This is a genomic window from Rhizobium sp. BK049, assembly GCF_014193135.1.
Taxonomy (GTDB): domain Bacteria; phylum Pseudomonadota; class Alphaproteobacteria; order Rhizobiales; family Rhizobiaceae; genus Rhizobium.
This window is the reverse complement of sequence record NZ_JACHYV010000002.1, coordinates 80,281-98,921: the sequence shown is the minus strand read 5'-3', so window position 1 is coordinate 98,921 and position 18,641 is coordinate 80,281. Positions and strand designations below refer to the sequence as shown.

Sequence of the window (18,641 nt, the reverse complement as noted above, 5' to 3'; positions counted from 1 at the left end):
AATGGACGACGCTTCGAAGGAAGCTGAACTCGTGACACTCGGCGCCGGGCACATGCGTGCGGCGGCGGAAATCAGGCGCGAGGCGCTCCGGCAGCGCCTGCCCTGGCTGCCCATCCTGCACACGCCTGAGGAAGAAGAGCAGTATTGGCGCATGCATCTGCTGCGCGACTGCACGATTCTCGGCGCGGCCACGGGAAACAGGCTCATCGGTGTCATCGCCTTTGGCGACGACTGGATAGAGCAGCTCTATGTTCTGCCCGATTTCCAGGGCGTCGGCATCGGCTCCCTCCTCCTCGGCCGCGCCAAGCAGGAGATGGAGGATATCCGGCTTTGGACTTTCCAGCGCAATACGGGCGCACGCGCGTTCTATGAGCGACATGGCTTCATCGCCGGCGAAAAGACCGACGGCGCAGACAATGAGGAAAAAGAGCCTGACGTGCTCTATCATTGGCGCCGTCTTCCGGACCCGACGCTGGGCCTGAAACCGTCCGGTTAGAAGATCACGCTTGCTAATCGCCTTGGCTGTGCAAAACATGGAATCCACCCACGACCGCCGGGCCGTGACTTGACAGAGGAAACGTCAATGCCGAAATCGACCGGCCCTGGTTTGGCTGTGCAACAGCCGCAGTCCTCAGATGGCGGATCCGTCTGGACGGTGATCCGGGCTGAGGCGGGCAAGCTTGCGGGGCGCGAGCCGATGTTGCGGCGACTGCTGGCGGAGCAGGTGACGGATACCACCGCCAGCCATGAGATCCTCGCCCGCGTGCTGGCGGCGCGGCTCGCGGTGGCGCACGTCGAAACTGGCGATCTGTTCGATCTCATCCTTTCCACGCTCGATGACGATATCATGCGGAAAGTTGAGGCCGATCTCGCCGCCGTGCGCGATCGCGACCCTGCCTGCACCACATTTCTGCATGCGCTTCTGAACCTCAAGGGCTTTCATGCGCTGCAGACGCATCGCGTCGCCCATGCGCTGTGGAGCGCCGGCCGCCGGGAGATTGCCACCTGGCTCGCCAATCTCGCCTCGCTGGTCTTCGGCCCGGATATCCATCCGGCGGCCCAGATCGGCGCTTCCATCATGCTAGACCATGGCTCGGGCATCGTGATCGGCGAAACGGCTGTGATCGAGGACGAAGTATCGATCCTGCAGAACGTCACCCTCGGCGGCACCGGCAAGGAGACGGGCGACCGTCATCCGAAGATCCGCCACGGCGTTATGATCGGCGCAGGTGCCAAGATTCTCGGCAATATCGAAATCGGTGCCTTCAGCAAGATCGCCGCCGGCAGCGTCGTGCTGAAGCCGGTCCCCGAACATTGCACGGTCGCCGGCGTTCCTGCCACTGTCGTTCGTATCCACCGCGGCGATGAGATCCCGGCAGAGATGATGGATCAGAATATCTAAGCTTTCGGGAGAACCCGCGTTTCGCCATGGGGCCCGGTTTCCCAGAATCCTTCGATTTCGGCCCGCCGCTGCGGTGAAGCCGCCCGCACGATGCCGATGATGTCGGCCAGCAAACCATGTAGCAGATCCCGGTAGCCGTTTCGGGCCGAGGGACCGCTCTCTTCGGACGTCATGACGACGGTCAGATTGAGCGCCGGCACGATGTAGAGCATCTGGCCGCCATAACCCCAGGCGAAATGCACCTGCTCGCCGCCGATCTCACGCGTGAACCAGCCATAGCCATATTCGTCGCCGGAGAAGCGCGAATTGGTGCGGTGCTGCCAGGATTGCGCGATCCAGTCGGCAGGCACCACCTGCACTCCCTGCGTCGTACGCCCGCCATTGCGATAAAGTTCGCCAAAGGCAAGTAGGGACCGGGCGCTCATTGCCATCTGATTGCCACCGAGATAGATGCCCTGTGGGTCGCGCTCCCATGCGCCGATGCGGAAACCCTCGACTGGGCCGAGCCATTCGCGCGCCAGCGCCAGGGTCGACCGGCCGCTGACCTTGGTCAGAATGGCCGAAAGCAGATGCGTTGATGCGGTGGAATAGAGCATCTCCCCGCCGGGCTGATCGACGAAAGGCTGCGAGAGTGCAAAGCGCACCCAGTTGGGCGAGGAGACCCAGCGGCCATAATTCGGCCCGGACATACGGTCGAGCCCCGCCTGCATGGAGAGAAGATTGCCGATGGTGATGTCGTTGAGGCGCGGGTCGGGCGATGAGGGAAGATCGGCCTTCAGGATCGGCGCGATCTTCTGGTCCGGCCCAGCAAGCAATCCTTTGTCGATCGCGATACCGACGAGCGCCGAAATGATCGATTTCGAAGCGGATTTGATATTGGTCGATTCCGACGGCGAATGACCACGGAAGCCGCGTTCGATGAACACGCGTCCGTCGCGAGCGACGACCACCGTCTTGAGCGGCCGCAGCGCCGGGTCGCTCGCCGCTTGGTCGAGCCGCGGACCAAGCCCAGCGGCGGACGCCATGGTCTGGGCGGACGCCAGGCCTGTTGCGCCAAACGGGAGGCAGAAGAAAAGGAGAAGGGAAAAAATACGGATCATGCGGCCGAAGATAGGATATCGCCGCAGTATCTTCGCGTGCCCATGGCACTTTTCACGCGATCGTGTCTGCTGGTGAGCCGCTACCTGCGCCTCATCCTCTCGGCTGGAAAGACAATCCGCGCCGCAACCACGACAGGCCCGCCTGCCCGCATGATCAGCGGCGCGGATAATACCGGCAGGGAAAGTTCCCTATCCCACCGGCGGGCGCGCAGCTCAAGCTGCGCGGCGAACCGGCGCGCTGGCCAGCATTCGTCCCGAGGGAACGATCATGCCGGCCGCGCCGTCAAGCCAGCCTTCGGTGAGCTCAAGCGCGAGAAAGCGCGAACGTTCGAACGGACCCGGCATGACAAGATGGCGAGCCTTTTCGGCGAAGAAGCCGAAACGCTCGTAATAGGCGGCATCGCCGACGAGCAGGACGGCGCCATGCCCGCGGTTCTTCGCCTCGAGAATTGCCGCGCGCATCAGGGCCGAGCCGACGCCCTTGCCGCCGTGACGGCAATCGACGGCCAGGGGGCCGAGCAGCAGCGCGTTGATCGGCGTGCCTTCGGCGTTGACGCCGGCCTCGACGTTCCAGAGCCGTACCGTGCCGATCAGATGACCGTCGCGATCACGCGCGACCAGCGCAAGTCCTTCGGCCGGAATGCGGTTGCGACGGATTTTCTCCGACGATTTCTTGCGGCGGTCAGTGCCCATGACGCGATCGAGCAGGTTTTCACGCGCGACGACATCCGACGGATTTTCGGTGTCGATGGTGAAAATGGAGGGCGCAAAGAATGCGCGGACAGAATCAAGAACAGCGGCCATCGTGGCCTCCCGCACTCAAAACCGTTTCAGACGGTGACTTCGGAGAATTGTGGATTTGCCGCCCCGGCTGGTTACGGGACTAGCAGAAACAAGACCTTAGATGACGTAGGCCTTCAGCGGCTCGAAGCCGTTAAAAGCGACTGCCGAGTAGGTCGTCGTATAAGCGCCGGTGCCTTCGATCAGCACCTCGTCGCCGATCGTCAGAGACAGCGGCAGCGGATAGAGGTTTTTTTCATACAGCACGTCGGCCGAGTCGCAGGTCGGGCCGGCGATCACGCAGGGCTCCATCTCGTCGCCGTCGCGCTCCGTGCGGATCGGGTAACGGATGGCCTCGTCCATGGTTTCGGCGAGACCGCCGAACTTGCCGATGTCGAGGAAGACCCAGCGGGCGTCGTCATTGTCCGACTTCTTGGAGATCAGCACGACTTCCGCCTTGATGACACCGGCATTGCCGACCATGCCGCGACCCGGCTCGATGATCGTCTGCGGGATCTGGTTGCCGAAATGCGTGCGCAGCGCCTGATAGATCGACTTGCCGTAAGCTTCCGCGGACGGAACGTCGCGCAGATACTTGGTCGGAAAGCCGCCGCCCATGTTGAGCATCTGCAGGTGGATGCCCTGCTTGGCGAGCTGGACGAAGACACGCTTGGCATCGGCAAGAGCCGAATCCCAGGCATCGACCTTGGTCATCTGTGAGCCGACATGGAACGAGACGCCGTAGGACTGCAGGCCGAGCTGATGGGCGTAGACGAGAACGTCGACCGCCATCTGCGGAACGCAGCCGAACTTGCGCGACAGCGGCCATTCGGCGCCTTCGCCATCGGTGAGCACGCGGCAGAAGACACGGGCGCCGGGAGCGGCGCGCGAGATCTTCTCGACTTCCTCGTGGCTGTCGACCGCAAAGAGGCTGACGCCGAGCGCGTGCGCGCGAGCAACGTCACGCTCCTTCTTGATCGTGTTGCCATAGGAGATGCGGGCAGCAGTCGCACCGGCTTCGAGCGCCATTTCGATTTCGGCAACGGATGCGCAATCGAAATTGGAGCCGAGGCCTGCGAGCAGCTTCAACACTTCCGGAGCCGGGTTGGCCTTGACGGCGTAGTAAATGGCGCTATCCGGCATGGCGTGACGGAAGGCGTGGAAATTGTCTCTGATAACATCGAGGTCAACCACGAGGCAGGGACCGTCGGGACGTCGGGTTGCGAGAAAGTCGCGGATGCGCTGGGTGGTCATTTCAGTTCCCTCTTCCAATTCCAGAGCTCCGGCATGAACCGGAGGACAAAGGGCATACGAGAACTCGCATTGGAACCAGCCGGTGGAGACCCCGGAACCATAGCAAGCGCTCGATGCGCGGATAGTGAACCAACGCCGCGGACGCGGTGTAAGTTCGGCTTTGTCTGCCATGGATTGGAGGGAGAGTCCCAACCGCACTTCCGGCAATGATGGTGTGCCTCTTCAGTAACCCCCACTGATGGAAAGCAGGGAGAGAACAAAAAGGCCCGCACCGTCGTTGCTTCAGGCGTCCTCGCATTTTCCGGTTGGCCGGAATAGCGACTGGAGGGGTTAATTCCAGGTACCTTACCGATTTCCTCACCAATTCGAGGGTTCGGCGGACACCCATGGGCACGTGCGACTTTGGGCTGACTGGGAGATAAGAATATTCGCCTTCATAATCAAGCGATTTTTTGATCCTGTGGGCAAAAAAATAATTGAACAGAACGGGCCAATTTGTTCAATGTTCCGAAACAGTTCTAGGAAAGCACCATGGATACCTTGACGCGCATACGCGCCTTCATCGATGTCGTCGAGGCTGAGGGCTTTTCCGCCGCCGCCAGGCGCACCGGCCGCTCAAAGGCGCTGTTGTCGAAATATGTGCGTGAACTGGAAGACGAGCTCGGCGCACTGCTGCTCAACCGCACCACCCGGCAGTTCTCCATGACGGAGGCCGGCCACACCTATTATCGCAGCGCCTCCGATATTTTGAAGGAGATCGACAACCTTGCCGATCTCGTGCGCGAAAACAATGCACAGCTGAAGGGACGGTTGCGCGTCTCCGTGCCCCGCACCTTCGTCGACGCCGACGTGGGCCAGTCGCTGATCGATTTCGCCGGCGAGAACCCGGACCTTTCGCTGGAGATTGCCGCCGACGACCGGTTCGTCGACCTGATCGAGGAAGGGTTTGACGTGGCGATCCGCATCAGCAAGCTCGAAGATTCCGGCATGATCGCCCGCAAGATCTCCGATTTCCGCGTCCACCTCTGCGCCACGCCGGATTTTCTCGAGCGCCATCCCGATCTGGAGCATCCAAGCGACATTTCCAATCTTCCCTTTATCGTCGATACCAATTCGCGCACCCAGGGCAGCATCCGCTTCCACAATCCTGACAACACAACCTTCGCCGTCGCCGTCTCCGGGCCGATCGAGGTCAACAGCCCGCACGCGACGCTGCGCGCTGCCCTCGCCGGGATCGGCATCGCCCTTATTCCCGATTTCATCGCCCGCAAGCCGATCGAAAGCGGCGAGCTGGTGACGCTATTCAACGATTACATTCCGACCGACCGCGGCATCTACGCCGTCTATCCGCACCGTCGATACTTGCCGGCCAAGGTGAGGATCTTTGTCGATTACCTGCACAATTGGTTCAAGAAGCATCCTTGAGATCTGCACGGCGGGACCTGTCCGGTCGGACGATGGAGCGGTGCCGATGGGGACTCACCGACAAACCGGTCCCAATTCCGTCCCAATTTCTGGCAAGAACTCGGGTCGAGCGAATAAGGCAGCGGGACGCATGAACAAATCCATACCATTGATCACCGCGCTTCTTTCGCTGGCGCCGGCCGCCGCCTTTGCGCATCCGCACATCTTTGTGGAGGCGCGGCTCGAAGTCGTGGCCGGCGCTGACGGCAGCGTCGAGGAACTGCGTAATGTCTGGCGCTTTGACGAGGTCTTTTCCTCTTCGGTCGTCATGGATTTCGACAAGAACACCGATCTGAAGCTGGAGCCGAACGAACTCGCGCAGGTCGGCAAAACGGTGAAGCAATCGCTTGCCGATTACGATTATTACATGAACCTGACGATCAACGGGAAGAGCATCACCGTCCAGCAGCCGGACATCATCCATGTCGACTATAAGAACGGCCAGCTCCTGATGTTCTTTGCGGTCAAGCCGGCGGAGAAGATGCCGCTCAAGGGCAGGCTTACCTTCGGCGTCTACGATCCGACGCTCTATACGTCGATTGATTTTCCCACAGACAACGAGCTGGCAACGGTGGGCGACGGCTTCAAGGCCTGCAAGCACCAGGTGGTAAGGCCGGATGCCGACGAGGTGATCTCGCAAAACAAGCAGTCGCTGACGGACGCCTTCTTCAACGACCCCACCGGCACCAACATGTCCAAACTCTTCGCCACACGGCTGGAGCTCACATGCTGATCAAACGCCCGTCCCTCATCCTTTCCGCAGCACTGCTCGCGCTCCTGACGGCGGCAAGCCTCGCCCACGCGCAATCGCCGCTCGGCATCGGCACGGCCGAACCGAGTTTTCAACCGACAGGCGGACCGTTTGCGCCGCTTTTGCTCTACGTGAACTATGAACAGCAGGCCTTCTACAGGGCGCTGACCGGTGCGCTGAAGGGCATGCGCGAAGATCCGTGGCAGCTGACATCGCTGATCGGCCTTTCCTTCGCCTACGGCGTCTTCCATGCCGCCGGCCCCGGTCACGGCAAGGCGGTCATCTCCTCCTACATGATCGCCAACGAGGTCGAGCTGAAGCGCGGCGTGGTTATTTCCTTCATTTCGGCTTTCATTCAGGGCGTCGTCGCCATGGCGCTGGTCGGCGGCGCCTGGCTGGTGCTGCGCGGCACCGGGATTACGCTGACGACAGCCACTCATGCCATGGAAGTCATGAGCTTCATCATGGTCATCCTCTTCGGTGGCTGGCTGCTGTTCCGCAAACTGCGTTCGATGGCAAGCCATCTGCCGCGCCGCCGGCTGGTGGCGACGTCGGCCGGTCCGGTGTCCATGATGCTGGAATGGAAGGATAACGCAGCCGAACGCCAGTCCTATGCCTTCAACGGCAAGGCGCAGGCCGTGAACGCCGGCCACAGCTTCGTTCCCGGCATGGCCTGCGAGACCTGCGGCAATACGCACGTGCCCGATCCGGCCCTGCTCGCCGGCGACAGCTTCAGCGTCCGCGAGGCCTGGTCGGCGATCGTAGCCGTCGGCCTTCGACCCTGCTCCGGGGCTTTGCTTGTCATGACGTTCTCGCTGCTGAACGGCCTCTATCTCGGCGGCGCGCTTTCGGTCGCTGCCATGTCGCTCGGCACGGCGATCACGGTTTCCGTGCTCGCGACCCTTGCCGTCACCGCCAAGAGTGCGGCCGTCCGCCTCTCCGGACGCGGCTCGACGGCTTCCGTCTGGGTTGGCAACGCCATTGAAATCCTCGGCGCCCTGCTTGTCATCCTGATGGGCGCCGTCCTGCTCGGGGCCTCCCTGCAAGCGTAGACTATTTTCCTCTGTGGCGCTGATAGCGCGCCCGCAGCCAGAAGACCGCAAAAAACGCCATGATCAGGCAGAAGCCGACTGTAATCCCCAGCATCGGCGAGAAATTGCCGATCCATAGAACGATGGTCGGCAGAAAATAGAGGACGATGCCCGCGCCGAGCAGGATGACAGCGGCGGCGACCGCCTGCGAGCGGCTTTCCGGGCTCACGCGAGCCTTTCCTTTTCCAGATCCGCACGAATATCCTGCAGGCGGCGGATCTGTTTGCCGGCCGCGTCAAAATTTTCGGGCGAAAGCCAGGCCTCGAAAGCATCGTTGATCAGCGGCCATTCGGCGTCGATCATCGAGAACCAGGCAGTATCGCGATTGCGATGCTTGGAGATCATGTGCTGACGGAACACCCCTTCAAAGCTGAAGCCGTAGCGCAGTGCCGTTATCTTGCTCGCCTCATTCTTATTGTCGCATTTCCATTCGTAGCGGCGATAGCCGAGGTCCTCGAACACATGTTTGGCCATAAGGTACTGCGCTTCGGTGGACAGCGGCGAACGGCTCATCTCGCGACCATGAGCCACGCCGCCGATTTCGACGACACCGTTTGCCGGGTCGGCGCGCATGTAGTTCGCCATGCCGACGACCTTTCCTGTGGCGTTGTCACGGAAGATATGGGTGAGCCAGCCGGACTTGGTGTAGACGCTTTCCAGCCAGTTGGCGAAATCCTCGATACCGGAGAAGTCGTCTTGCGCGAAATAAAGAAGCAGCCGGTTGATGCCCATGCCGCCGAGCCCGTCCCACAGCGCCTCGAGATGTTCTTCGCGACGATAGGGCTCGACCGTGACGAAACGGCCTTTCAGCGTAACCGGCTTTGGCGCCGGGCAGCCCTTGAAATTTGCAACATCGCGCATGTTCACTCCCCTATTCCAGAGCCTTCCCCGGTTAAATTGACGAAAGCGTCAATTTAACCGGGGAAGGCTCCGGGAGTGGATAGGCCAGTCGCCCGATAAAGGCAACCGGCCTGGATGTCACTGTGACAAGGTCGTCTTGGCGGATGACACCGTCGCCTCGATATGGTCGACCAGTTGATCGGCGAGGCCGAGCCGGCCGGCGAGCAGATCGAGATAACCGCGCTCGGCGCGCGAATCCGGATCGATGGTCAGCCGCGAGGCGGTGTAGAGCTCGACGCGCTGTTCTTCCGTGACCGCCGCAGCCACGAGCGCGTCGATATCCGTCGGTGACGCTAGTTCGCCCTCGATAAAAGCGGCAGCCTCGCCGCTGACGTCAGCGGCCTTGATCTTGTCCATGATCAGGGCGCGTTCGGCGTCGTCGATATGGCCGTCGGCCTTGGCTGCGGCGATCATCGCCCGGATCAGCACCAGCACGAATTCGTTGCTGCCAGCAGGCGATGCCGGTCCGAAACCGGATTCGACGGGCGGCGGCAGGAGCACCGGATTGTTTGCCGACGGCGCATCCGAGGGGGCCGCGGGCGCTTGGCCCGACTGATAGTTCTTGTAGGCCTGATAGCCAAGGCCGGCGATAGCGGCAAGACCGCCGATCGCCAACGCATTGCCGGCGATACTGCGACCGGTCTTGGTGCCAAGAAGCACGGCTGCGATCGCGCCGGTCTTCATCGGATTGTTCTTTACCGTCTGCATGGCCTCGCCCGCCCTGTCGCGGACTGAACCGCCGAGACCCGGCACCTGCGAACCCAAGAATTGGTCGAGAAGCTTTTTTGCGTCGAACATTCCTCGTCGTCTCCCTGTTTGAGGCCGGAGGAGAACATAGGTTTGCGACGGCTGAAATACAAATATTGGGCGTGGGGGCTGTGCCTGCGCACATCCCCGCCCATGCAACCTCAGGCCTTCAGCGCGGCGGCCTCCGCCGCGAGCCTGGTGATGCCAGTCCAGTCGCCGGCAGCGACCAGTTCCTTCGGCGCAACCCACGAACCGCCGACACAGACGACGTTCGGCAGCGAAAGATAATCCCTGGCATTCTTCAGCGAAATGCTGCCGGTCGGGCAGAACAGCGTGCCGGCGAGCGGCGAAGAGAGTGCCTTGAGATAAGCGGCGCCCCCGGCCTGCTCAGCCGGAAAGAACTTCAGCACCTGATAGCCTTCCTCACGCAGCGCCATGACTTCGCTGGCGGTCGCAGCTCCCGGAAGCAGCGGCACGTCGGAATCGGCGGCGGCATCAATCAGCTCCTGCGTCGTGCCCGGGCTGACGATGAACTTCGAGCCGGCCTCGACAGCCGCTTCCCAATGGGCGGCATTCAGGATGGTGCCGGCGCCGACTTCGGCGCCCTCGACCTCGGCGGCGACGGCGCGCACGGCCTCAAGTGCCGCCGGCGTGCGCATGGTGATCTCGATTGCTTTCAGGCCGCCTGCGACGAGCGCGCGGGCCAGCGGCACCGCCGACCTGGCATCGTCAACGATCAGGACCGGAACGACCGGCTGGAGTTTCAGGATGGAGAGGAGCTTCTCTGTTTTCTCGCCCATGGTTGCACGACCTCCTTGAAACGATTGAAATTTGCATTCCGAATAACGCCCTCGCCGAACCTTGTCGAGATAAAACCCGGCTGCGTGAGAAGAAGGGTATGAAATGCCTGGAAATTGGTCTACCGTGCGGCGATCGTCACAAAAGGTTCACCGACATGGCGAAAGAGATCGAGCGGAAGTTTCTTGTACGCGGCGATGGATGGCGTTCCGCCGTCGAGAGCAAGTCTGTCCTGAGGCAGGGTTACATCTCCTCGATGGACGACCGTTCCGTTCGCGTTCGCACCCTCGACGGCAGGAAAGCGAAGCTGACGATCAAGATTGGCCGCAGTGCCATCACCCGTGACGAATTCGAATATGACATCCCGATTGCCGATGCCGAGGAGCTGTTGCAGAGCGCGATCGGCGTCGTCATCGAGAAGACGCGCTACCGCGTCCCGCATCAAGGCTTCGTCTGGGAAGTCGACGTCTTTGCCGGTGAGCATCGCGGACTGGTGATTGCCGAAGTGGAGATGACGGCAGAAACTGACAAACCCGTCCTGCCCGCCTGGCTTGGCCGCGAAGTGACCGGCGATTTCCGCTACTCCAACCAGGCCCTTGCCACAGAATACGGGCACGACAGGCATGGCCTATCGCATTCGGCCTGACGCCGATTTCACCGAGGCATTCAGGAGCGTCGCGACTGAGCAGCTGGAAGGTGCCATTATCTTTCTCGAAGAGCGGCCGGACGGTGCGCACGAGGCGATCCATTCCTTCCGAAAAAACCTGAAGCGATTGCGCTCGCTCTACCGGCTCGTCGCGCGCGAGGTGCCGGATTTCCAGAAACAGGAAAATGCAAGACTGCGTGATGCCGCGCGCTCGCTTTCGGCAATCCGCGACGCTGCCGCGCTCATCGGCACCGCCCAATATTTGCAGCATTCAGCCCGCGGGCAAGAGGAAAGCGAGGCGCTCGGCCGGATCGTCACCATTCTCGAGGGGCGCCGCGACTGGATGGCGGAGGCCGAGAGCGGCCTGCAACAGCGGCTGATAGAAGCCCCAGGCGTGCTGAAGGAGGCAATCGCGGCTTTGGATGGCATTTCCTTCGATGGCAGCCACCGCAAGAACGCACGCATGCTGGCGAAGAGCTGGCGCCGCACCGCGCGCAAGGCAAAGGCGGCACTTGCCAGATGTCACGGCGATGCATCGGCCGGGGATTTCCATGATCTGCGCAAACGCTCCTATGATTATCGGCTCTACCACGCTCTTTTGCGCGACATCTGGCCGACCGCGATGAAGGCCAAGCGCGATGCGGCCAAGGAACTGGTTGAGGATCTCGGCCACATCCATGACCTTGCCGTACTCTGTGAGCTAGTCGAAGCCGAGCCGCAGCTCTTCACCCGCAACGACGATCTGGCGCATCTTCTTGACGCGATCATCTTCCGCCAGCAGGAAGACCGGCGGCACGCCCTCCTCAAAGCCGAAACCGTCTTCGCCGATGATCCCGATGAGGAATCGGAGCGTATCGAGCTTCTCTGGCTGACGGCTGCGAATTGAGCGATGGGCAGGCGCGATCCTGAAGACGGTCGGCCGCCTGCGCGGAAGGCAATTGCGCGAACGGTCAATTTTCTGTATTTCCCGCCCATGACCGACAGCCTGACACACACCGGCCCGTTCCTGGTAGCGGCGCTCTACCATTTCGTATCCGTGCCGCGCTTTGCCACCTTGCGGGCCCCGCTGCAGGCGCTGTGCGAGGAAAACGACATCAGGGGAACGCTGCTTCTGGCGAATGAGGGCATCAACGGTACGATCGCGGGACCGGATGCCGGCATCCACGCCGTGCTCGCCTTCCTGCGTGCCCAGCCGGAATTTGCGAGCCTGGAGCACAAGGAAAGCCGCGCCTCGAAAATGCCCTTCCTGCGCATGAAGGTGAAGCTGAAGAAGGAAATCGTCACCATGGGCGTCGAGGACATCGACCCCAATAAGACTGTCGGTACTTATGTGGCGCCCCGGGACTGGAACGCGCTGATCTCCGATCCCGATACGATCGTCATCGACACCCGCAACGACTATGAGACGGCAATCGGTACCTTTCGTGGCGCGCTCGACCCCAAGACCAAGACATTCCGCGAATTTCCTGATTGGGTGCGCCGGAATACGGGGCTGCACAACAAGCCCAAAGTCGCCATGTATTGCACCGGCGGCATACGCTGCGAGAAGGCCACGGCCTTCATGAAGGCCGAGGGTTTCGATGAGGTCTATCATCTAAAGGGCGGCATCCTGAAATATCTGGAGGAAGTGCCGCAGGAAGAAAGCCTCTGGGAGGGCGCCTGTTTCGTCTTTGATGAGCGTGTATCCGTCGAACACGGCTTGAAGGAAGGCGAGCACCGGCTGTGCCACGCCTGCCGCAACCCGATCACTTCAGAGGAAATTGCCTCGCCGCTTTATGAGGAAGGCGTTTCCTGCAGCCACTGTTATCACACGAGGACAGAGGAAGACCGGCTGCGCTACCGTCAGCGGCAGCATCAGATCGCGCTGGCGAAAAAACGCGGTCAACGGCATATCGGCAGCTGATGAGCTCGCGCCCCGGGAATTTCGCCGTCAGGCCGCGCCGAGGCGGCGCCGGGTTGATTGCTCCGCAGTACGAAGCTCGTTCAGCATCTCGCTAATTCGCTCGGCCGCCAGAGGCTTTCCGAACAAATAGCCTTGCAGACAGTCGCAGCCGAACAGGCGCATGGCGACCGCCTGTCCCTCGGTCTCGATGCCTTCCGCCGTCACCGGGATATCGAGCGAGCGGGCGAGCGCCACCGTTGCCTGCAGCATTTCGCGCTGGCGCTTGTCCTCGTTGATGCCCATGACCAGTGAGCGGTCGATCTTGATGCGGTCGAAGCCGAACTGTCTGAGATAGCCGATCGAAGAGAAGCCGGAACCGAAGTCATCGAGCGCCACTTTAACCCCCAGCCCCTTCAGCCGTTCAATCGACTGGCGAGTGCGCTGCGGATTCTGGATCATATAACCTTCGGTGATCTCGAGCGTGATGCGGCTGGCCTCGATCTCCGTCTGCTTCAACACGTAGCGCACATAATCGGTGAAGGCGGGATTGCGGAACTGGCCGGGCGAGACATTGACCGAGACGTTCAGTTCCGGCCACTGCTTGGCCGTTTCGCAGGCCTTGCGCAGCACGAACAGGCCGAGCGATTCAATGAGGCCGCTGGTCTCGGCGATCGGAATGAACACCTCGGGCGAAACCGGGCCGTGTCCCGGACGGTTCCACCGTACCAGCGCCTCGACGCCGGTCAGCGCATGCGTCCCCGCATCGACCAGCGGCTGATAGGCAAGCGTCAGGTCACCGCTTTCAATGGCGATTCTGAGATCGAGCTCCAGCGCATTGCGCTGCTGCCGGTCTGCATCCATCGACGGATCGTAAAGCGTCATGCGCGCACGGCCCGCCTCCTTCGCCTTGTACATGGCAAGGTCGGAACGGCGCACCAGTTCCTCGCGATCGATTGCACCGGCAGGCGACATGGCGATGCCGATGCTGGCGCCAACGACGACAACACGGCGACCGATCTCCAGCGGCTCGACGAGAAAATCAAGGATCTGCTCGGCAAGCTGGAGGGCGGCAGCGTTCTCGGCATCGGAGAGAAAGGCGATCGCAAATTCATCTCCGCCGATGCGGGCGAGAACTGCGCCTTGCGGGATCAATACTTTAAGGCCGGCCGCGACCGCGCGGATCAACTGGTCGCCGGTGCCATGCCCATAGCTGTCATTGACTTCCTTGAAACCGTCGAGGTCGAGATAGAGGAGCAGCACATTGCGTTTGCTCTGGCGCGCTTCGAGCACAAAACGATCGACGGCGAGCCCGAGGCCGTCGCGATTGGAAAGGCCGCTCAGCCTGTCGCGCAGCGCCTCTTCGCGCGCGCTGTTTTCCTCCGCCTTCAGGCGTCGGCCGGCCAACCAGCCGATGGCCAGCAGCACCACGAAGAAGAGCCCAACGAGACCGAGTGCCTGGATGACCATCGGCCGCACCTGCGCGTAGGCGATATTGCCGGGTGAGCGAGAATTCCAGACGAGCTTGCCGATCGTTGCCCCCGACGGATCGGCGATAGGTACGAGATATTCGGCCGCGAAATTCGGCGGCGCCAGCCTCAGTCCGGCGATCACATAGGTCTGCCCGAGCCCGGCCACCCTGTCGTCATCGAGATGGCGGGCGAAAATAAGATAACGGTGCTGCCCGGCGGGCGCATCAAGCGCGCCGGATTTCTTCCGCACCAATGCCACGCCGACAGCGGCAATGCCGCGTTTGCTGGTGATGAAACCGACCGCCTGGGGCGTCTCGACCGTGCCGGCCGCCTTGACCACGTCGAACAGTTTCCACAGCGAGGGCGCGAAGAAATCCGCGGGCGGCTCCTCCATCGGCTTGCCGTCGCGATAGGCCATGATCGAGTTCTTCGCATCATCGACAAGGATCGCCATGTCGAAAAGCGAGCTGTTGACCGACATCTCGCCGTAGTTGCTGACCGTCCACGCCATGCCATCGGACGCATAGACGTTGGCAGCGGCATCATCCCAAGCGGCATAATCGTCGAGCGTCGCGCCGAGCTGATCCTCGAAGGTCTTCAACGCGCCGATCGTCGTTTCGCGTGAGCGCTCGTCGTCAAGGACATTGGCGTTCTCAGCGACGCGTTCGAGTGCCGTCAACACCATGATGGTGGCGACCGCGACGATGACAGCAAAGGAGAACAGCACGCCCGTGACGGTGATGTGACGGCCTATGGCCGATCCCCTGCCCTGCAATTTTTCGAGTATTTGCATTCCGGCTCCCTGACCAGCGGAGTTTGCCAGTCAAGGGTTCAGAAACGTTTAAGCAACTGCCTGTTGCAGCTTTCCGCCGGTCTATTTTTTCAGTTTGTTCTGCTGAGCCGGCATGTGATTGCCTTTCGGAAATTCTGCCGCAAGTGCGCTATACCATTTGCCGCTCTTCTTCACCGTGCGGACCTGCGTTTGGTAATCGACATGGACGAGGCCAAAGCGCATACGGTAGCCTTCGGCCCATTCGAAATTATCCATCAGGCTCCAGGCGAAATAGCCGCGCATGGGGTAACCGTCCTTGATGAGGTCGGCCACGACGTCGAGATGATCGCCGAGATAATCGAGACGCATCGTATCGTCGACCTCGCCATCGACAACACCAGTATTGTCGCAGGCACCGTTTTCGGTGATGTAGCATTCCGGCAGGTCATAGCGGCGATAAAGGTTCTCGACCAGGAGCTTCAACCCCGGCGCATAGATTTCCCAGCCGATATCGGTCTTGATGTCACTTCTCGGTGGCGCTTTCACCGTCCAGGGGAAATCGCCTTTTCGTTCGGCATCGTCGACGACGCGCTCGGGCGTGTAGTAATTCAGACCCCACCAATCGAGCTTCTGGCTGATGAGCTTCAGATCGCCGTCTTCGATGACGGGCATGCGGTCACCGAGCGCCTCGACGAATTCCTTCGAATATTCGCCTTTGAAGACGGGATCGAAGAAGGCGCCGTTGTGGAACTGATGCGCACGTTCGGCGGCGGCAAGATCGGCCGGGCTGTCGGAGCCCGGGATGATCGAGGCGGCGTTGAGCACAAGCCCGACCGGCACATTGGGAGCTTCCGAACGGATTGCCTCGACGCCGAGTCCGTGGGCAAGATTCATGTAATGCATGGCGTGAAGGGCAGCCTGCATATTGCGCTCACCCGGAGCATGGATACCGTAGAGGTGGCTCAGCCAGACGATGCACCAGGGCTCGTTGAAGGTGGCGACGGCATCGAGGCGGTCGCCGAGGCGGCTCATGACAGTCTTGGCGTAACGCTGAAAGGCATAGGCAGTCGAGCGCGCCGTCCAACCGCCATCGCCCGCGAGCAGCAGGGGCAGGTCCCAATGGTAGAGCGTCGCGAAGGTCTTGATCCCGCGCGCCTTGCAGCCGTCGACCAGCCGATCGTAGAAGTCGAGGCCCGCCTCGTTCACCGGACCCGTGCCCTCCGGGATGATACGCGGCCAGGCAATGGAGAAGCGATAGGCTTCGACACCCATCTCCTTGATGAGATCGAGGTCCTGCTCCAGGCGGTTATAGTGGTCGCAGGCAACGTCGCCGTTGTCGCGATTGTAGACGCGGCCGGGCATGTTGCAGAAAGCATCCCAGATGGACGGCTTGCGGCCATCGGCCTTACCGGCGCCCTCGATCTGGAAGGCGGCGGTGGCAACACCGAAGGTGAAATCACCGGGAAAGCGGCTTGCAAGCGTCTTCGCATCGATCATCTGTAAATCCTGTCTCTCAGCATCTGAATTGACCGTGGGGCTCGGATTTAGCCAAGCCGGCAAGCAAAGTACAGGCCCGGCAGCAGAAAAACTGCAACGTTACAGTATAGGCTACCGAGCGGCGGAGACTGCGCAAGCCAGCCGCTTCGACTTGCCGCGTTTTTCGCCTCCGATTGCTCTCATAACGCGAATGTCAGCAGTCGTGACTTGCTGCCGAGCCCATGATCACTACACAGCGAAGGCATCGCCAAACATGAAAGGAACCCAATGCTCTCTTCAATCCATCTGCTGCAGCCGCATCTGCTGAGCCTGCTGCGCATCGTCTCATCGCTTGTGCTTTTCAGCTATGGAACGCAGAAGATCCTGCATTTTCCGGCCGCGGCAAGCGTGCCGCCGATCGGCTCGCTCTCCTGGATTGCCGGACTGATCGAACTCATCCTCGGCTTCCTCGTCCTGGTGGGATTCCAGACCCGCATCGCAGCCTTCGTGCTCTCGGGGCTGATGGCATTCGCCTATTTTATCGGCCATGCTGGCAAGAGCTTTTATCCCGCCCAGAACGGCGGCGTCGCTGCAATCCTGTTCTGCTTCGTGTTTCTCTATCTGGTGGCGGCAGGCGCCGGCCCGCTCAGCGTCGATAACCTGCTGAAGCGTGGCCGCGCTGCTGCCTAATGACCATAAGCAAAACGCCGAGGCGACCTGAGCCCACCTCGGCATTTTCCTCGAGCCACGCCGATCGGTAAACTCAGACCTTGACCCATGCGCCGTTTTTCTTCGAAGAGGCAACGCAGGCTTCGACGAAGGCCACGCCCTTCACGCCGTCATCGACGGTGGGGTAGACCACAGCCTTGTCGACAGCCTTGCCCTTCTTGCGGGCGTTGATCGCATGTGCGGCTTCCGTATAGATCGTCGCGAATGCCTCAAGGTAACCTTCCGGATGCCCCGACGGCACCCGCGAGACACGACCGGCCGCCGCTCCGGCGCCGGCGCCGCCGCGGGTGATCAGCCGCTTCGGCTCGCCGAACGGCGTGTACCATAGATAGTTCGGGTCCTTCTGGGTCCATTCCAGCCCGCCCTTGGTTCCGTAGACGCGAACCATCAGGCCGTTTTCATGGCCGGGCGCCACCTGGCTGCACCAGAGCATGCCCTTGGCCGGCTTTTCCGCGCCCTTCGCCTTGAAACGCAGCATGACATGAGCATTGTCATCAAGCCGGCGGCCGGGAACAAAGCTGTCGAGATCGGCAGCCAGGCTGTCGAGTTCCAGGCCAGTTATGAACGAAGCGAGATTATAGGCATGCGTGCCGATATCGCCTGTGGACCCGCCGACGCCGGACTGGGCCGGATCGGTGCGCCAAGCCGCCTGCTTTTGGCCGGTCTGTTCGACCGCTTCCGTCAGCCAGTCCTGCGGATATTCGGCCTGGACCACTCTGATATCGCCGAGCTCACCGTTCGCGACCATCTCGCGCGCCTGACGGACCATCGGATACCCGGTGTAGTTGTGCGTCAGCACGAAGAGCGCGCCGCTCTCGTCGGCCACCTTCTTCAGCTTCTTCGCGTCCGCAAGGTTCGATGTCAGCGGCTTGTCGCAGATAACATGGATGCCGCGTTTCAGGAATTCCTTGGCCGCGTCGTAATGCACATGGTTCGGGGTAACGATCGCGACCGCCTCGATGCCGTTCTTCAGCTTCGCCTCGCGGATCGCCATTTCGCGGTAGCTGGAATAGGTCCGCGACGGGTCGAGTCCAAGGTCGCGGCCGGACTGAACCGCCTTCTCAGGCGTCGACGACAATGCGCCGGCGATGAGATCGTATTGATCGTCGATGCGGGCTGCGATGCGGTGCACCGCACCGATGAACGCGCCCGCGCCGCCGCCCACCATCCCCAGCCGGATGCGCGGCTCGCGTGTCTGTTCCGATGATGCTTCGATTGCCATTCTTGTCCTCCTGAAATTTAACCTGGTGCGGATGCGCGCCCCTCATCCGGCTGCCGCCACCTTCTCCGCGCTCGCGGGGAGAAGGTGATATGCCGCGGTGTTTACGCCCACCTCGACGGCCGGTGCGGCAAGTCCCCTCTCCCCGTCAGAACGGGAGA

General features: G+C 61.5%; 19 protein-coding genes. 9 read left to right on the top strand and 10 right to left on the bottom strand.

Features of this window, described 5'->3' with window-relative positions; genetic code table 11:
* Position 1: 1 nt before the first annotated feature.
* Together FHT70_RS02450 and cysE are read left to right on the top strand one after the other, a co-directional pair.
* Positions 2–496, top strand: coding sequence for a GNAT family N-acetyltransferase (locus FHT70_RS02450; protein WP_183698669.1), 495 nt, complete (start codon positions 2–4; stop codon positions 494–496).
* Positions 497–583: 87 nt separating this feature from the next.
* Positions 584–1,402: a serine O-acetyltransferase gene (cysE, locus tag FHT70_RS02445; protein WP_183698667.1), complete on the top strand. Its 819-nt coding sequence runs from the start codon at positions 584–586 to the stop codon at positions 1,400–1,402.
* Here cysE and FHT70_RS02440 read toward each other — a convergent pair.
* From FHT70_RS02440 to odc2, 3 genes are all read right to left on the bottom strand, one after another.
* Positions 1,399–2,502 (bottom strand): serine hydrolase, encoded by a 1,104-nt coding sequence (locus tag FHT70_RS02440; protein WP_183698665.1) that lies wholly within the window; start codon positions 2,500–2,502, stop codon positions 1,399–1,401. The genes cysE and FHT70_RS02440 overlap by 4 nt on opposite strands.
* A 213-nt stretch (positions 2,503–2,715) precedes the next feature.
* Positions 2,716–3,306, bottom strand: coding sequence for an N-acetyltransferase (locus tag FHT70_RS02435; protein ID WP_183698663.1), 591 nt, complete (start codon positions 3,304–3,306; stop codon positions 2,716–2,718).
* Between the two features lie 96 nt (positions 3,307–3,402).
* Positions 3,403–4,536 carry an ornithine/lysine decarboxylase gene (gene odc2 / locus FHT70_RS02430; protein ID WP_183698662.1) on the bottom strand — a complete coding sequence of 378 codons (1,134 nt, stop codon included), beginning with the start codon at positions 4,534–4,536 and terminating at the stop codon, positions 3,403–3,405.
* A gap of 531 nt (positions 4,537–5,067) precedes the next feature.
* Here odc2 and FHT70_RS02425 point away from each other — a divergent pair.
* The 3 genes from FHT70_RS02425 (at position 5,068) to FHT70_RS02415 (ending at position 7,803) form a co-directional block, all read left to right on the top strand.
* The gene (locus FHT70_RS02425) at positions 5,068–5,961 is read left to right on the top strand and encodes a LysR family transcriptional regulator (protein ID WP_064805022.1); all 894 of its coding nucleotides are present in this window, start codon (positions 5,068–5,070) and stop codon (positions 5,959–5,961) included.
* Between the two features lie 130 nt (positions 5,962–6,091).
* The gene (locus tag FHT70_RS02420) at positions 6,092–6,733 is read left to right on the top strand and encodes a DUF1007 family protein (protein WP_097597208.1); all 642 of its coding nucleotides are present in this window, start codon (positions 6,092–6,094) and stop codon (positions 6,731–6,733) included.
* On the top strand, positions 6,727–7,803 hold the full coding sequence (locus FHT70_RS02415; RefSeq protein WP_183698660.1) for a nickel/cobalt transporter: 1,077 nt from the start codon (positions 6,727–6,729) through the stop codon (positions 7,801–7,803). Before FHT70_RS02420 ends, FHT70_RS02415 begins: the two co-directional genes overlap by 7 nt.
* A gap of 1 nt (position 7,804) precedes the next feature.
* On the opposite strand, the gene FHT70_RS02410 is transcribed toward FHT70_RS02415, so the two are convergent.
* The 4 genes from FHT70_RS02410 to FHT70_RS02395 all read right to left on the bottom strand — a co-directional run bounded on the left by FHT70_RS02410 (position 7,805) and on the right by FHT70_RS02395 (position 10,289).
* Complete coding sequence (locus FHT70_RS02410; RefSeq protein ID WP_183698658.1) at positions 7,805–8,011, bottom strand: hypothetical protein; 207 nt, start codon at positions 8,009–8,011, stop codon at positions 7,805–7,807.
* Positions 8,008–8,703: a GNAT family protein gene (locus tag FHT70_RS02405; protein WP_097597205.1), complete on the bottom strand. Its 696-nt coding sequence runs from the start codon at positions 8,701–8,703 to the stop codon at positions 8,008–8,010. The genes FHT70_RS02410 and FHT70_RS02405 overlap by 4 nt, the downstream gene beginning before the upstream one ends.
* Positions 8,704–8,820: 117 nt before the next feature.
* Entirely contained in the window at positions 8,821–9,540 is a 720-nt protein-coding gene (locus tag FHT70_RS02400) for a tellurite resistance TerB family protein (protein WP_183698656.1), read from the bottom strand.
* 110 nt (positions 9,541–9,650) lie between these two features.
* Positions 9,651–10,289, bottom strand: a complete 639-nt coding sequence (locus FHT70_RS02395; protein WP_097597203.1) for a 2-dehydro-3-deoxy-phosphogluconate aldolase — start codon at positions 10,287–10,289, stop codon at positions 9,651–9,653.
* Between the two features lie 155 nt (positions 10,290–10,444).
* Between FHT70_RS02395 and FHT70_RS02390 the strand changes: the two genes are divergently transcribed.
* From FHT70_RS02390 to FHT70_RS02380, 3 genes are all read left to right on the top strand, one after another.
* Entirely contained in the window at positions 10,445–10,933 is a 489-nt protein-coding gene (locus tag FHT70_RS02390) for a CYTH domain-containing protein (protein ID WP_183698654.1), read from the top strand.
* Positions 10,911–11,819: a CHAD domain-containing protein gene (locus FHT70_RS02385; protein WP_183698652.1), complete on the top strand. Its 909-nt coding sequence runs from the start codon at positions 10,911–10,913 to the stop codon at positions 11,817–11,819. Before FHT70_RS02390 ends, FHT70_RS02385 begins: the two co-directional genes overlap by 23 nt.
* An 87-nt stretch (positions 11,820–11,906) precedes the next feature.
* The gene (locus FHT70_RS02380; protein WP_183698650.1) at positions 11,907–12,836 is read left to right on the top strand and encodes a rhodanese-related sulfurtransferase; all 930 of its coding nucleotides are present in this window, start codon (positions 11,907–11,909) and stop codon (positions 12,834–12,836) included.
* Between the two features lie 27 nt (positions 12,837–12,863).
* Here FHT70_RS02380 and FHT70_RS02375 read toward each other — a convergent pair whose 3' ends face one another.
* Both FHT70_RS02375 and FHT70_RS02370 read right to left on the bottom strand, forming a co-directional pair.
* Complete coding sequence (locus FHT70_RS02375; RefSeq protein WP_183698648.1) at positions 12,864–15,077, bottom strand: EAL domain-containing protein; 2,214 nt, start codon at positions 15,075–15,077, stop codon at positions 12,864–12,866.
* A gap of 81 nt (positions 15,078–15,158) precedes the next feature.
* Positions 15,159–16,553: a GH1 family beta-glucosidase gene (locus tag FHT70_RS02370; protein ID WP_183698646.1), complete on the bottom strand. Its 1,395-nt coding sequence runs from the start codon at positions 16,551–16,553 to the stop codon at positions 15,159–15,161.
* Positions 16,554–16,820: 267 nt separating this feature from the next.
* On the opposite strand from FHT70_RS02370, the gene FHT70_RS02365 reads away from it, so the two are divergent.
* Positions 16,821–17,222 carry a DoxX family protein gene (locus FHT70_RS02365; RefSeq protein WP_183698644.1) on the top strand — a complete coding sequence of 134 codons (402 nt, stop codon included), beginning with the start codon at positions 16,821–16,823 and terminating at the stop codon, positions 17,220–17,222.
* 73 nt (positions 17,223–17,295) lie between these two features.
* Here the strand turns inward: FHT70_RS02365 and FHT70_RS02360 are convergent, their stop codons facing one another.
* Positions 17,296–18,483, bottom strand: coding sequence for a Gfo/Idh/MocA family oxidoreductase (locus FHT70_RS02360; RefSeq protein WP_097597198.1), 1,188 nt, complete (start codon positions 18,481–18,483; stop codon positions 17,296–17,298).
* Positions 18,484–18,641: the final 158 nt, after the last annotated feature.